15 protein-coding genes are annotated in these 13598 nt (G+C 42.6%); 5 read left to right on the top strand and 10 right to left on the bottom strand.

Going from position 1 to position 13598, the window contains the following annotated elements:
- Window positions 1–7: 7 nt before the first annotated feature.
- The 4 genes from LFUMFP_RS01990 to LFUMFP_RS01975 all read right to left on the bottom strand — a co-directional run bounded on the left by LFUMFP_RS01990 (window position 8) and on the right by LFUMFP_RS01975 (window position 2271).
- Window positions 8–328, bottom strand: a complete 321-nt coding sequence (locus tag LFUMFP_RS01990) for a hypothetical protein (RefSeq protein ID WP_233210614.1) — start codon at window positions 326–328, stop codon at window positions 8–10.
- A 22-nt stretch (window positions 329–350) separates the two neighbouring features.
- On the bottom strand, window positions 351–854 hold the full coding sequence (locus LFUMFP_RS01985; RefSeq protein WP_025082950.1) for an NUDIX domain-containing protein: 504 nt from the start codon (window positions 852–854) through the stop codon (window positions 351–353).
- A 149-nt stretch (window positions 855–1003) separates the two neighbouring features.
- A complete protein-coding gene (locus LFUMFP_RS01980) occupies window positions 1004–1291 on the bottom strand; it encodes a chorismate mutase (protein ID WP_025082949.1) in 288 nt (95 codons plus the stop codon).
- Window positions 1292–1308: 17 nt separating this feature from the next.
- Entirely contained in the window at window positions 1309–2271 is a 963-nt protein-coding gene (locus LFUMFP_RS01975; protein ID WP_025082948.1) for a hypothetical protein, read from the bottom strand.
- A 142-nt stretch (window positions 2272–2413) separates the two neighbouring features.
- Between LFUMFP_RS01975 and LFUMFP_RS01970 the strand changes: the two genes are divergently transcribed.
- Entirely contained in the window at window positions 2414–2953 is a 540-nt protein-coding gene (locus LFUMFP_RS01970; protein ID WP_025082947.1) for a dihydrofolate reductase family protein, read from the top strand.
- A 46-nt stretch (window positions 2954–2999) separates the two neighbouring features.
- Here LFUMFP_RS01970 and LFUMFP_RS01965 read toward each other — a convergent pair whose 3' ends face one another.
- Complete coding sequence (locus tag LFUMFP_RS01965) at window positions 3000–3635, bottom strand: pentapeptide repeat-containing protein (protein WP_025082946.1); 636 nt, start codon at window positions 3633–3635, stop codon at window positions 3000–3002.
- A 144-nt stretch (window positions 3636–3779) separates the two neighbouring features.
- On the opposite strand from LFUMFP_RS01965, the gene LFUMFP_RS01960 reads away from it, so the two are divergent.
- On the top strand, window positions 3780–4697 hold the full coding sequence (locus LFUMFP_RS01960) for an aldo/keto reductase (RefSeq protein WP_025082945.1): 918 nt from the start codon (window positions 3780–3782) through the stop codon (window positions 4695–4697).
- A gap of 320 nt (window positions 4698–5017) precedes the next feature.
- Here the strand turns inward: LFUMFP_RS01960 and LFUMFP_RS01955 are convergent, their stop codons facing one another.
- The 3 genes from LFUMFP_RS01955 to LFUMFP_RS01945 all read right to left on the bottom strand — a co-directional run bounded on the left by LFUMFP_RS01955 (window position 5018) and on the right by LFUMFP_RS01945 (window position 7600).
- Window positions 5018–5350 carry a DUF2568 domain-containing protein gene (locus tag LFUMFP_RS01955; RefSeq protein ID WP_025082944.1) on the bottom strand — a complete coding sequence of 111 codons (333 nt, stop codon included), beginning with the start codon at window positions 5348–5350 and terminating at the stop codon, window positions 5018–5020.
- Between the two features lie 81 nt (window positions 5351–5431).
- A complete protein-coding gene (locus LFUMFP_RS01950) occupies window positions 5432–6229 on the bottom strand; it encodes a DNA/RNA non-specific endonuclease (RefSeq protein WP_106482978.1) in 798 nt (265 codons plus the stop codon).
- A 3-nt stretch (window positions 6230–6232) separates the two neighbouring features.
- Window positions 6233–7600, bottom strand: a complete 1368-nt coding sequence (locus tag LFUMFP_RS01945; RefSeq protein WP_025082942.1) for an MATE family efflux transporter — start codon at window positions 7598–7600, stop codon at window positions 6233–6235.
- 170 nt (window positions 7601–7770) lie between these two features.
- Between LFUMFP_RS01945 and LFUMFP_RS01940 the strand changes: the two genes are divergently transcribed.
- Both LFUMFP_RS01940 and LFUMFP_RS01935 read left to right on the top strand, forming a co-directional pair.
- Window positions 7771–8097: a type II toxin-antitoxin system antitoxin gene (locus LFUMFP_RS01940; RefSeq protein ID WP_106482977.1), complete on the top strand. Its 327-nt coding sequence runs from the start codon at window positions 7771–7773 to the stop codon at window positions 8095–8097.
- Window positions 8098–8124: 27 nt separating this feature from the next.
- Entirely contained in the window at window positions 8125–8949 is an 825-nt protein-coding gene (locus LFUMFP_RS01935) for an SPFH domain-containing protein (protein WP_106482976.1), read from the top strand.
- Window positions 8950–9166: 217 nt separating this feature from the next.
- Here the strand turns inward: LFUMFP_RS01935 and trpS are convergent, their stop codons facing one another.
- Window positions 9167–10183, bottom strand: a complete 1017-nt coding sequence (trpS, locus tag LFUMFP_RS01930; protein ID WP_106482975.1) for a tryptophan--tRNA ligase — start codon at window positions 10181–10183, stop codon at window positions 9167–9169.
- Between the two features lie 361 nt (window positions 10184–10544).
- Here trpS and helD point away from each other — a divergent pair, with 361 nt between their 5' ends.
- Window positions 10545–12833, top strand: coding sequence for an RNA polymerase recycling motor HelD (helD, locus tag LFUMFP_RS01925; RefSeq protein ID WP_199190590.1), 2289 nt, complete (start codon window positions 10545–10547; stop codon window positions 12831–12833).
- A 14-nt stretch (window positions 12834–12847) separates the two neighbouring features.
- On the opposite strand, the gene LFUMFP_RS01920 is transcribed toward helD, so the two are convergent.
- Window positions 12848–13372, bottom strand: coding sequence for a helix-turn-helix domain-containing protein (locus LFUMFP_RS01920; protein ID WP_106482973.1), 525 nt, complete (start codon window positions 13370–13372; stop codon window positions 12848–12850).
- Window positions 13373–13598 lie beyond the last annotated feature (226 nt).

The raw sequence follows: 13598 nt of genomic DNA, 5'->3' as shown, positions 1-13598 counted from the left end.
CAACCTCCTAAAAGCGTTCAAACCGTTTCACAAATAGTTGTTCTTGCTCGGTGAGATTCTTGAGCGTTTGGATCAGTTGTTGTCCGGTCTTCTTATAATTAACCCGAATCCGGTTAATACAAAAATCGATGATTAATAAATAGAGCATTAACATCACGGCATTTTTCTCTGAAAAACTGATCCCAAATAAAATAATTTGGTTGCTCGCGGTAAAGACTTCGATAATCACGTATAGCGAAAATAATTCTTCCACAATCCGCAATAAGCGTAAACTTTGTAATTTCTTCTTTAAGACATTTAAAACCATTAAGGTTTGGTCTTTCGTCATCATTTGGGGCCTCCTAGCGAACTTAATCCACAGGAACTGCTTCAGTCTGTGGAAAAGTTTCAAATCCAATTAATTGATCCTCGTGAAAATCGGTGTAGAACCGATTGACGTGTAATGCGAGTACTTCTGGTAGAATCGCCTTTAAATCGGCCACAACCCCATAATTATTCGGGGCGAGTACCCATTTTTCAGCGTGTAATTGTAAAATACCTTCGCGCGTTCCGGTTGGATAGAGTGGTAATTGAACATGCGGGTCAATTTCGGCCACAAATAAATCAATGCCGTCAATGAATTGCCCATCAATGTGCCAGTCTAACCATCCCGTATAATGGAGTTGATATTGGGTTTGGTTCAAACCGGTCTCTTCAAAAATTTCGCGTTGCATCCCTTGCACCACAGTTTCGGACGCTTCACGTTTACCACCAATCCCGTTCCACATCCCCGGATACGGTTTTTTTAGTCGATTTAATAATAGTAGCTCACCTTGATACCGGATAATTGCTAAATTATAACGGCGTTTTGTCACTGATAACCATCCTCACGTTTTGTGAATTAACTCTAGTTTAGCATACTTAGCCTCAAAAACCGTTGGTCGCTTCTTACCGTTTTCAAGGTCACACCAAACAGACCGAAACGAAAAATTCCGCTCAGTCTGTTGGCCATTAATGACGTTGATTAATCTTCATCTTGGTCTCGGAGGGCTTTGATGGTTTTAACCTGATATTGTTTCGAGATTAAAAATAAATCTTGATATAATTCTTGCATGTAATCCGTTAATTCAGGATCTTGAACGGCCTCTAACCGGCGATCCATCACTTCTTTTTCACGTTGAATATTCGTTAAACCAATTTTATTTTCATATTTAATCGTCGCAATTTCCTTGGCGACTGATAACCGCGCTTCAAAAAGTTCGGCTAATTGTTGATCGATTGCATCAATCTTTTGACGTTGTTCTTCTAACATGGGTGTACTCCTTCTAATTAACGCATTGAATAGGGCATCTCAATGCTTTGTAAAAACTCTTGAACTGTTTGATCGTAGATTTTTTGGAAATATTCAGGAGTGGCATCTTTGGCGGCGACACTTAAAACGAACGCATTTTGTTGGTCACTCTTGCCAATCCCGACATATGCCATTTCATTCGTATCGTTGGCTAACAAATGGTCGGAATGTAAAACATCATAGACTTGGCGAACTTCCAAACGTAGTTGGCGCTCACTAAGTACCGGCGTCAACGTCAATAATTGTTGGACATTAGTGGCAGCAAACCCTAACGTTTCTAAAATTTGATCAAAAGCGGTCCACAAGTTAACCACCGCTCGACGTAACGCAAACGGTGAATCAATTGTTTTGCGTTGCAATACCTTATATAACACTTGGGCTTGCGGCAAAGCTTGTGGATAATCGGTGGCCCATTGTTGTAATAGTTGTTGATTCCCGCCTTCAAAGAAGACCAACGCGTCTAAAATCGTGAGAATCCGATAAATAAGCCACCGGTTCTCTGGATCATCACGCTCTGGGGTTAGATTATCGCGGAAACCGGCAAGATAGGCTTGTTGCGCTTCAGTATCGACAAAGCCGTGTGCCACTTGTTCTTTTTGAATAATCACGTGAACGGCTGCGTTGTATAATGTCATCCCAGTGGCAATTAGCTGTTCGTCCAATTGTGCATCTTGCGTGGTGACTTCCGTTAACACCTGTGGAAAACCGGTTGATAATAATAGGAGATGTAATAATTCGTGCGATAGTGAATAATCAGCCGCCGTTTGATCGGCCAATAGAATTGCTAAACTCCCATCATCATTCATCACGCGTTGCGCTTGGTCGTGTTTCAAGAAACCAGATGCTTCGTTAGCCACCCGAATTTTAATTTGTTGTGGATAATGGTCTTGTACTTCTGCCAACAAACTTTGAATTGCTGGGGATAAGTCTTCATTTGCCAATTTGCATGCTTCCTTTCAACTGTCGCGCAGTATTATCTCACTATCATAAGCTAAATCACGGTAAATTACCAACCATTCAAAACAGATTAAAGCGCTTTATAATGGTATACTATAACTAATCTAATTGAAGGATGTGTTGATGATGACAGAACCAAACCCGCGCAAAGTAATTTTGTATCTTGCACAAAGTTTAGACGGCTTTATCGCTGAAGAAGATGGCAGTACCGCTTGGCTGGCTGCTTTAAATTCAGCTGAAGCTGATAATGCGTACCAAGAATTTTACCGCGGTGTAGATACCGTTGTCATGGGCCGCAAGACTTATCAACAATCCCTCCAACGCGCTGGGACTTACCCTTATCAGGAAAAACAAGGTTACGTCTTCTCAAAAACACTTCACGACACCGACGATCGCACAACCGTTGTGGCCGGGAATGTGTCTGAATTCATTCGCCAACTCAAATCAGAACCCGGCCAAAATATTTGGCTCGTCGGCGGTGCCGATATTTTCACCGAACTGTTAAAAGCACAACTTGTTGATGAACTGATCCTAACGATTGCCCCCGTCCTACTCGGCGATGGTGTTTCATTGGTCAGCACCAACTTAACCGATATTCCATTAACGTTGAAACAAACACGCACACTCGGTCAATTAGTTGAATTAACCTATCAAATTGATTATTAGAACAAAAACTGCCCGCATCCTAAATATCTGGATGCGGGCCGTTTTTTTAGCGTACGTTAATTCTTAAAGCCGACATAATCACCATCGTTTGCGCCGTACTCAACGTCGCACCTTGTAACAGGTCTAACGTAAAAGTCGCCGCATCAAACTGATTTTGACTGAGGTCGATCTTTTTTAAAGAAGTCCGACTAAAATCAACCCGATTCAAATCATTGCCCGCAAGCGTTAACCATTGCCAATCCACCATGCGAAAACTACTCTCACGCAACCGATTATCCAATAAATCGACGTGCCGTAAGCGGGTCTGATCAAAACTCGTATAATCTGCTTGGCAACCGATGATTGCCGTATCACTCAAACCAGATTCAGCGAAGTTACTCCCCACCAACTGACAATTTTCAAACTGAACGCGTCCGAATGAATTGCCAATCAAGGTACAGTTCAATAAGCCACAGTTTTCAAAAAGAACATCTTGAAAATCACAATTATTAAAATCAACTTGGTTAAACTGAACGTTTTTAAAATGACTGCCCTTAAAATAATTGTAGGATAAAGTCGTTTCATCGACCGTCATATCCGTGACTGCCAGGCCTTCATAGGTTTCTTCTGGTTGCCAATCAATCGTACTCACAGCTTGTAGCGCCGGATTTAACCGGGGTGCTTGTGCTTTTTTATCAGTCATTCAATTGCCTCCTACTTGCTCAATTCAGTATACAAAAATTCCGGCCATTTCACGACCCTTATTTATAATGAAAGCTCTTTCTTTTATTTTACGGCAATAAGTGGTAATTTTAAGATAATACAGTTTAATGAAGGAGTGTTATTTGTGCAAAAAGTCAATGTTGGCGGTAGTGGTTTATTGGGGTCCCAAATTGTTTGGGGCGTCATGCGAATTCCAAATTTAAGTGATCAAGAAGCGTTAACGATGCTCGAAACAGCTCATGAACAAGGCATTAATTTCTTCGATAACGCCGATATATACGGTGACGGTGCTTCGGAAGTTAAATTCGGCCAAGCTTTAAAAAATAGCCAAATTAACCGTGATGATATTTTGATTCAAACGAAAGTCGGGATTGGTAAAAAGATGTACGACTTTTCAAAAGAACACATTTTAGAAGCCGTTGATGCGAGCTTACAACGGTTGCAATTAGACCATGTTGATACGCTATTACTCCACCGGCCTGATCCATTGATGGAACCGGATGAGATTGCTGAAGCCTTTTTACAATTACAAAACACCGGCAAAGTCCGTCAATTCGGGGTTAGCAATTTTAACCCGATGCAAGTTGATATGTTACAACAAGCCGTCCCACAAGCGCTTGTTGCCAACCAATTACAGATGAGTTTGATGCACACTGGCATGATTGATTTCGGGATGCACACCAACATGACCGATGCGCGCAGCTTAAATCACGACGGTGGTATTCTTGAATATTCACGACTCACCAACATGACGATTCAAGCTTGGAGTCCTTATCAATACGGTTTCTTTGAAGGCGTCTTTATCGACAATCCAAAATTCCCAGAACTCAACCAACAACTCCAAGCCATCGCTAAAGCCCACGACACGAACAGCAATGCGATTGCTAGTGCCTGGTTGCTCAGAATCCCAGCCAGCCTCCAAGTCGTCGTTGGCACGATGAACCCTAAACGCCTAACTGAAATCTGCGAAGCTGACAAAGTCAAATTAACCCGCAGAGAATGGTACGACCTATACCTAGCGGCAGGCAATGACTTGCCTTAGAGTGTTTTTAGTTGCGGTTAGCAACTGAGCATTAATAAAAATAACGTATTATGACGTTTCCCAGTCATAATACGTTATTTTAGATTAAGCGGAAGTTGTTGCAACTCAAAAACACGTTTAGAGTGCGACAGAGCTGTTCAGTTTCTGAGTATAGCCTAGAGTGGTAAATTATGACCGATTTTTGGTCATGATTTGCCATTCGTAGCTAGACGGAAGAAACTAGCCTAGGAGCATGTTTTAATTATGATCAACAATTGAATATTAATAAAAATAACGCCTAATGACTAGCAATATCATCAGGCGTTATTTTCGATTATTTTTCAATTTCCCTGTAATTCTAAAACATACATCAATAGTAAGTCAACGAGGACGATTACCAGATAGATTATTCCGATTTTAGTTCCAAACAACTGATAAAATGCAATACTACCAATGGCATAAACCGCAACCTCTAAAATAAATTTATAAATCCCCATCAACACATGCGATGATTTGGGTGCGCCATATCTAGACCAAATAAATGTCATCCCGATTCCTAAAATCAGATAACCTATTTTATACGCGCTTGTTTGGCCAACAAAAACTCCCAATAGCAGGCCCAATACCGTTATCATTTCTAACAAGAATCGAACAGTTAATACGATTCCAGCCATGGTCATCCCACCAAACCTATTATATTTATAAGACATTATCGACCTTACAAAACTAATTATCCAGTACTCGTTTCATCCCCTTTAATTCGTATACCGATTGCCTTGGTACTGATCAGTGACCGTCATTGATTGATCAACCCGACCACGACCGGTAACGTAATCGAATTGCATTTTGGGTTCCACGTTCCAAACATAGACGTTAAAGTTTAACGACTTGTCGGTTGAAATCGCCTGTAACCAATAACCGCGCGGCATTAATTCTGAACCGCGAAAAACGGTAGTCACTTGGTAAATGACCTTTTTATGTTTAATCAACGCTTGGCGCACCTGATCTTCAAAAATCTGCATCGTTCGTTGATTACTAAATTCGGTTTGGGTCGCTAAATTTTTAGGATTATCACTGCTCCCTAGTTGCCCCTGTTGATACTGACCATCTTGATTGAAATTAAACGTGATGGCATAGGCGATTAAATGCCCACGACTCTGCGGAAAGACTTGTTTCCCGCCAATTCTAACTGGTTGATTGTGCCAACCAGTTGGTCGCCAATTCTGTCGGCCACGGGTATTCGAACGGCCTAAATTACGATCTGACAGATAGGCGGTATTCGTTGTGGTCCGATTCAATTGATCCAGCGCCCCATAGTCGATTTTCTCCGTCTGCCACGCTGCCGGTTTCAAGGTTGATTGATTCTCATTAACCACTTGATACGCCTGATCATCGGCCCTAAAGGTTTGCTTGGCTAAAGTCGTGGCGTCGCTCGCTTGCGTCGTGGTCGTTGATGAAGCTGATTGACTCGTTTTACTTGGTGCTTGAACTTGGCACCCGCTTAGTAATAACCCCACCGCGGTGATTGCCCCAACAATCCATCGTTTATTCATACTTTACTCCTCTGGCGTACTGCGATCCGGATCAATTTTTTCCGCCCGCTGTTTTAATTTGCGCATCGTTTTGAAATAGGAACTGAATAAGACCAGACACGATCCAATCCACGCTAATGGGTTGGCTAGACTCGCCCCGGTGAAGCCCATCGTCCGCACGAGAATGATCCCGGCAAAAATCCGCATCAATAATTCGGCAATCCCCGCCAAGGTTGGCATAAAGCTTTGGCCCAAGCCTTGGAGTGTGTACCGAATGCCAAAGAGAATCGCTAAAATAAAGTAACAACTACTATTAAAGCGGAAATAAATTTGCGCTAAATCGGTGACGTGCGGTTGTTGATTACCGATAAATAGATTAACGAGTGGCCGGCCAAACGTGATAATTAACGCGCCCATCACTAAGCTGAAAATAATCGAAACCGCCAACGTCTGCTGTACCCCTTTGCTAATTCGGTGATATTGGCGTGCCCCATAATTTTGCGCGGCATAGGTCGCCAACGTGATTCCAAAGGAATTGCCGACTTGGGTGGCCAGTTGATCAATCTTGCCAGCTGCCGTATAAGCGGCAACCGCGCTGGCGCCTAACGTGTTCAACATGATTTGTAAGACAATCGACCCAATCGCAATAATTGACGATTGAAACCCCATTGGTAAGCCGACTTTGAGATGTTCGTTGATGTCTTTTCGGGTAATTTTAAAATCTTTACGCCGTAACACTAACACCGGAATATGCCGATAGATGTACATCAAACACAATAAGGCTGCAATGACTTGCGCCGAAACTGTCGCGTAACCAGCCCCTTCAACGCCCATATGGAAGCCTAAAATGAAGATGAAATCAAAGACAATATTGATTAGCACCCCAATCACTAAGAAGAACAATGGTGTCCGACTATCGCCGAGTGCCCGAATCATATTCGACAGTAAATTAAAGGCCATCGACGCGATAATACCGGCGAAAATAATCGTAATGAATTTCTGGGCATCGACGATAATGCTCGCCGGTGTTTTCATGATGACTAAGATATGTCGCGCAAAAATGACACTAATAATCGTCAGAATGATTGAAATCACAACGCTAATCACGATACTGGTCGCAAAACTGCGTTTAACCCCTTTAAAATCTTGCGCACCGTACCGTTGAGCAGTTAATATTGATAAACCCGCGGTCGTCCCCGTACAAAAACCGATGATTAACATATTCAAACCACCCGTTGATCCCACGGCGGCTAATGCATTAACCCCAATTATCCGCCCCACAATTAACGTATCAATCACACTATATAGTTGTTGAAAAATATTGCCAATCAACAGCGGTACTGTGAATAGAATAATTAATTTAAGCGGGTTCCCCTTCGTTAAATCGTGCATTGTTAATCTCCTTCATGACCTAATTATCTTTTAGCTTACTGGAAAACCGACAAAATACAAGAGCGTTTCCACAATTAATGACGCAAATCTAAAATTAAAATTGCGAACGATTGCATATTTAATATCAATTTGATATCATGATATCAAGGTGATATTAAGGAGGTCTAATCTTGAGTGATGAAAAGAAACGATTTCTACTGCGTCTCGATCAACAACTATATGATCAATTATCACAGGCGGCAGATCAGGAGAATCGCAGTATCAATGCACATATCGAAACGATTCTGCACAAAGCAACGCAAGGCGATAACTTTGAACAACGCCAGATTATCGGCCAAGTGATTAACGGCGCTCAAATCAACGCGGATAACGGTCTGGTGACGGTCACGGGGATTTATTATCGGTATCTGATCAGTGATAATTCACCGGTCGAACCGACAAGCCGATACGCGGTCGTCGATGCTGTGGGGAACATTCTAACGTTACAAAAAATTTAGCAACATCTCTTGGAGGAGGAATTTATTATGGTATTAGGGATTAAGATTATTCCACAAAACAACTTAGGTCTAATTGAAACTTTGGGGAAATACGGACGGAGTGTTGAATCAGGGTTACAATTTTACATACCCATTATTCAAAAAGTCCGCAAAGTCAGCTTGGCCATGCGCCCACTTTCACTGCCTAATTATTCAATCATTACGAAAGATAATGCAGATGTTTCAGCTAGCGTGACGCTCAACTATCACGTGACCGATGGCGTTAAATATCAATACGAAAATACGGATTCCGTTGAATCAATGGCCCAACTCGTTCGTGGTCATTTACGGGATATCATTGGTCGGATGGATTTAAATGAAGCGCTTGGTTCGACCGCTAAAATTAACCAGGAACTTGCGATGGCGATTGGCGATTTAACCAATACTTACGGGATTAACGTCGATCGGATTAATATCGATGAATTGACCCCTTCTAAAGCGATTCAAGAAGCGATGGACAAACAATTGACTGCCGATCGTGAACGGGTCGCAACGATTGCTAAGGCCGAAGGGGAAGCCAAATCAATCGAATTAACCACCAAGGCTAAAAATGACGCCTTGATGACCACGGCTAGAGCAGAAGCCGATGCGACTAAAACCCGCGCCGATGCCGAACGTTACCGAATTGATACCGTTCAATCTGGTTTAGCGAACGCCGACACGAAGTATTTCCAAAACCAATCAATCAACGCCTTTGCTGATTTAGCGAAATCATCTGCTAACTTAGTCGTCGTCCCAACTGACGATGCCTCTGAATTCGGTAAATTACCAGTTGTTGGTAAATTGTTGGATAAAGGGTTGAAACAGTTTTAATTAACATCAGACAAAAATAGCGTTGCCTAGATTCTTTACGAATACTAGGCAACGCTATTTTTAATGTGGTACTAGCTGAAACGTGCTCGACCTCTAGCTAAAACGTGCTCCTGAGCTAGTTTCTTCCGTCTAGCTACGAATGGTCAATCATGGCCAAAAAACGGCCATAATTAACCACTCTAGGCTATACTCAGAAACTGGACAGCTCCGTCGCACTCTAACCGAAGTAGTTAATGCCCATTGCTGCTCTGACTTCTTTTAGCGTTTGTTCTGCGACTGCGTTGGCTTTCTTGCTGCCTTCTTCTAACATCTTGTAAACCGCAGCTGGATCTTTTTCAAATTTAGCGCGACGTTCACGGATTGGTGCGAATTTTGCTTGTAAGACTTCGTTTAAGTAACGTTTAATCTTCACATCGCCTAACCCACCGGCTTGGTATTGTGCTTTCAATTCGGCGACTTGATCAATATCTTCGTCGAAAGCGTCTAAATAAGTGAAGACCGTGTTGCCTTCAATATGCCCTGGATCTGTCACTTTAATGTGCAACGGATCAGTGTACATCGACATGACTTTCTTCTCGAGCGTTTCAGCATCGTCCGATAGATAAATCGCGTTGCCCAATGATTTACTCATCTTGGCATTGCCGTCTAACCCAGGTAAGCGACCTTCGCCCTTAGGTGGGAACACACCTTCTGGTTCAACTAAAATTTCTTGACCATACACGTTATTAAACGTCCGCACGATTTCACGCGTTTGTTCCAACATTGGTTCTTGATCGTCACCAACTGGGACCGTTGTCGCTTTAAAAGCCGTGATATCGGCAGCTTGGCTCACAGGATAGATTAAGAAACCAGCTGGAATACTTTGTTCAAAATTCTTTTGTTGGATTTCAGCTTTGACGGTCGGATTACGTTGCAACCGTGACACTGACACTAAGTTTAAATAATGCATCGTTAATTCACTCAACGCTGGGATTTGTGATTGGACAAAAATCGTTGATTTAGCGGGATCAATCCCGACTGACAAATAATCCAAAGCGACTTGGAAAAGGCTGTTCCGAATTTTTTCAGGATCACGCGCATTGTCGGTTAACGCTTGTTGATCGGCAATCATAATAAACGTTTCGTAATCACCTGAATTTTGCATCGTCACACGATTGCGTAATGAACCGATATAATGCCCAATGTGGAGCTTGCCAGTTGGTCGGTCACCTGTTAAAATAATCTTCTTTGTCATAATGATTTCCTCCAATATTCATCTATCAACTAAAAAAGCGTCCTAATTGTTGTTCACAATTAGGACGCTAACACGTGGTACCACCTAAATTGCACGAAAAAATCGTGCCACTCATGCGATAAGGGCGCTACCCGAATTGGTTTATCGCCAATTCCTGATTAAAGGGCCATTCATTAGTTTGAATCTGGCGACTTCTCAGTATCGTCGCTTCCTGTTCAAAAGAGCAAACTAATTACTTATCCTTTACACTGTCTGTTGAATTAATGTCATCTTAACGAACTTTAACTAAAATGTCAATCGGTCGCTTTTTGAGACAAAGGCGACTATAATATAAAAACTAACTAATCGGAGGCCAACCATGATTGAAGCCAATACCAAAGCAGATGAACAACGACGCGTGACTATCACAACGACTCAAATTAAACAGCGCTTAGCCACCATCAACCAGCAACTGGCCAATGCTGCTAACGAAACCCAAGATATCGAACAACGCTACGGCGATAATACCAAAATCAATATTACCGAAGTTGATGACCGGATGGAAACCAACGCCGCCGTTCAACAACAAAAGCAATTAGTCGCGGCTGCGGTTGAAAACGAAAAATTATTAACCAGTCAACAACAGCGATTGACTGATTTAGCCGACTCACCGTATTTCGGTCGGATTGATATCACCGAAGACGGTGAAGCCGAATCACTCTACATCGGTACAGCGACTTTTATGAATGAAGACGATGAATTTCTAGTCTATGATTGGCGTGCACCGATTGCCAGTATTTATTATAACGGGACTTTAGGCCCGGTTGCCTACGAAACACCCATGGGCCCCCTGACGGTGGATTTAACTCTCAAGCGGCAGTTTAAAATTAAGGCCGGTCAAATTGAACACCTTTTTGACACCAACGAAACTGTCGGGGATGAATTGTTACAAGCCGTCTTGGGCCAACAAAGCGACGAATACATGCAAAACATCGTCGCCACGATTCAAAAGGATCAAAACGACATCATTCGCGACACAACCGCTGATCTATTAATCGTCCAAGGGGTCGCCGGGAGTGGTAAAACATCCGCCGTTCTCCAACGAATTGCGTATCTACTGTACCACAGTCGCGACCAACTCGAAGCCGACCAAATGGTGTTGTTCTCGCCTAACCGCTTATTCAGTCATTACATTTCAGAAGTCCTCCCCAGTTTAGGCGAAAAGAATATGCGCCAAGTCACGATGGCTGAATTTCTCAGTCACCGTTTCGCGGGACTCCAAGTTGAGAACCTCTTTAACCGGTTTGAAAAAGACCAAACCAATTTCCCCGAATTAACGCAAGCGATGCGCCGGTTTAAGGAAAGCGCCGACTTTATGCAGGCCATTCAAGCCTACGTCAAACAAGTTTCCAATCAACCGTTAGCGTTTAACGACCTTTATTTCGAAGATCGGCCATTCTTCACCAAAGACCAAATCAATGCAATTTATATGGCCTTACCGCACAACATGTTGCCGGGTGATAAATTTCTCGCGACTAAAAGCACTTTGATTCAACGGTTAAAACGGCAAATTAACTTAGAAGTTCAACTCGATTGGGTCGCCGACCGGATTGATGGGTTAACCAACGATGCGTACCGCGCGATTATTGGACAACGCGAGTTTGCTTCTGGCGACGATGAACAAGCTTTTATTGCCCGGGAAATTGTGAAAGCTCATTTTGATGATTTATATACGGCAATTTATAACGACTATTTCTTAGATGTCTATACGGAATACCAACAATTCTTAGCGACCGTTTGTCCATCAGAAATGCCAGCCAATGTTTGGCAAGCGATGATTGACCAAGCCGCCCAAAATAACGAACGCCACTTAGTCGGTCTCAGCGATGCGGCACCCATTCTCTATCTACGTGACTTGTTAACCGATAGTGGTCAAAATCACGGGATTCAATACCTGTTCATTGATGAGATGCAGGATTATAGCATTGCGCAGTTCATCTATATTCACCACGCTTTTCCCAACGCGAAACTAACCGCCTTGGGGGACTATGCGCAGGATATTTTCACCGCTAGTTATCAAAACGGTCATTTTATTGACCAGTTAACGGCGGCGTTCCCGCAACTGAAGTTAAATCAAATTCAGTTAACTAAGAGTTACCGAGCGACTGCCCCGATTACTAACTTCGCCAAAGCATTATTACCACCTGAGACCGCATTACAGGCTTTCAGTCGTGACGGCCGCTTACCACGGATCATCACAACGACCAACACAGACAGCCACGCCGCACTCGTTCAGGAACTCTTTCGACTCCAACAAACCCATGCGACCATCGCGATTCTAACCAAGAATCAACAAACAGCGCATCAATTGTACGCCAGTCTGACCCCCGATGAACAAGTCACCTTAATTGAAGACACAACCCGTAGCTTGCCTAAAGGGATTTTAATTTTACCGTTATACCTCGCCAAAGGCCTTGAATTCGACGCGGTTGTCGGTTACGACGTTTCAGCGACGACCTTCAATCAAGCCAGCGATCGCGATTTACTCTACACATTAATTACCCGGGCAATGCATGACATTACAATTGTGGGGATTGGCCAAATTAGCCCATTGATTAGTCAATTACCGGCAACGTTGTATGAAACGCCGCTACCGCTACTAACGTCCTAATCTAAAATAACGACTCATTTAAACAGATTGGGTAAAAAATGTAGAATCACAACGGCTATGATAATCACAGCCACAATATAAAGTACAAGTAACCAATTGGCAAGCTTCTTTTTATCAACTTGATTGGCTAGTTCATCTACCTTTATCCTAAAATAAAACATCGGAATAAAGTTGGCAAACATACTAATCAAAATAATGATTAATGCTTGTATCGAAGCTGGACCCCACCAATGCTGAGTCGCCGCTAAGAGGGTTAGCCCAATATTGGTTATCATCGGTGGTATTGCTAATTTTTGCATCGTTTTTAATTCGGATTGTTTCTTGATATTTTTAACAATATCCGAATCTTCCAATAATATTTGATCTAACGATAATTGATAGAGATGGGCCAAGCGAATGAGACTATCAATATCCGGATACGTCTTTTGGGTCTCCCAATTTGAAATGGATTTCTGCGAGACGAAAATTTGTTCAGCCACTTGTTCTTGCGTCATCAGTAATGCTTTTCGTTTTGCCTTTAATATTTCACCAATCGTCATCTTTTTCCCCTCGCTTCATCACTTAATGGTAATGGACTTGATGCTTCCCAGTCTACATTAAACTACCCCGAAGTCGAGAGAAACATGTTACTAAAGCAAAAAAACACAGCCCAAGTTGGGCTGTGTTTTGGGTCTATACTTTCTGGTGTTGGTAGAAATATTCTACCGACACCTTTTTTGTCTTTTCGCAAAAAAATAAACATCTTAACGATGTCTTCGTGTACGA

The sequence above is a fragment of the Latilactobacillus fuchuensis genome (assembly GCF_900258455.1).
Taxonomy (GTDB): domain Bacteria; phylum Bacillota; class Bacilli; order Lactobacillales; family Lactobacillaceae; genus Latilactobacillus; species Latilactobacillus fuchuensis.
The sequence above is the reverse complement of the archived record's forward strand: the minus strand, read 5'-3'. Positions and strand labels throughout refer to the sequence as shown.

Bases quoted from the DNA above. Each gene is read 5' to 3' on its own strand.
- LFUMFP_RS01965 (WP_025082946.1), bottom strand. From the start codon at position 3,635: ATGACTGATAAAAAAGCACAAGCACCCCGGTTAAATCCGGCGCTACAA.
- LFUMFP_RS01950 (WP_106482978.1), bottom strand. From the start codon at position 6,229: ATGAATAAACGATGGATTGTTGGGGCAATCACCGCGGTGGGGTTATTA.
- LFUMFP_RS01920 (WP_106482973.1), bottom strand. From the start codon at position 13,372: ATGACGATTGGTGAAATATTAAAGGCAAAACGAAAAGCATTACTGATG.
- LFUMFP_RS01970 (WP_025082947.1), top strand. From the start codon at position 2,414: ATGACAGAACCAAACCCGCGCAAAGTAATTTTGTATCTTGCACAAAGT.
- LFUMFP_RS01935 (WP_106482976.1), top strand. From the start codon at position 8,125: ATGGTATTAGGGATTAAGATTATTCCACAAAACAACTTAGGTCTAATT.
- LFUMFP_RS01945 (WP_025082942.1), bottom strand. From the start codon at position 7,600: ATGCACGATTTAACGAAGGGGAACCCGCTTAAATTAATTATTCTATTC.
- LFUMFP_RS01955 (WP_025082944.1), bottom strand. From the start codon at position 5,350: ATGGCTGGAATCGTATTAACTGTTCGATTCTTGTTAGAAATGATAACG.
- LFUMFP_RS01980 (WP_025082949.1), bottom strand. From the start codon at position 1,291: ATGTTAGAAGAACAACGTCAAAAGATTGATGCAATCGATCAACAATTA.
- LFUMFP_RS01990 (WP_233210614.1), bottom strand. From the start codon at position 328: ATGACGAAAGACCAAACCTTAATGGTTTTAAATGTCTTAAAGAAGAAA.
- trpS (WP_106482975.1), bottom strand. From the start codon at position 10,183: ATGACAAAGAAGATTATTTTAACAGGTGACCGACCAACTGGCAAGCTC.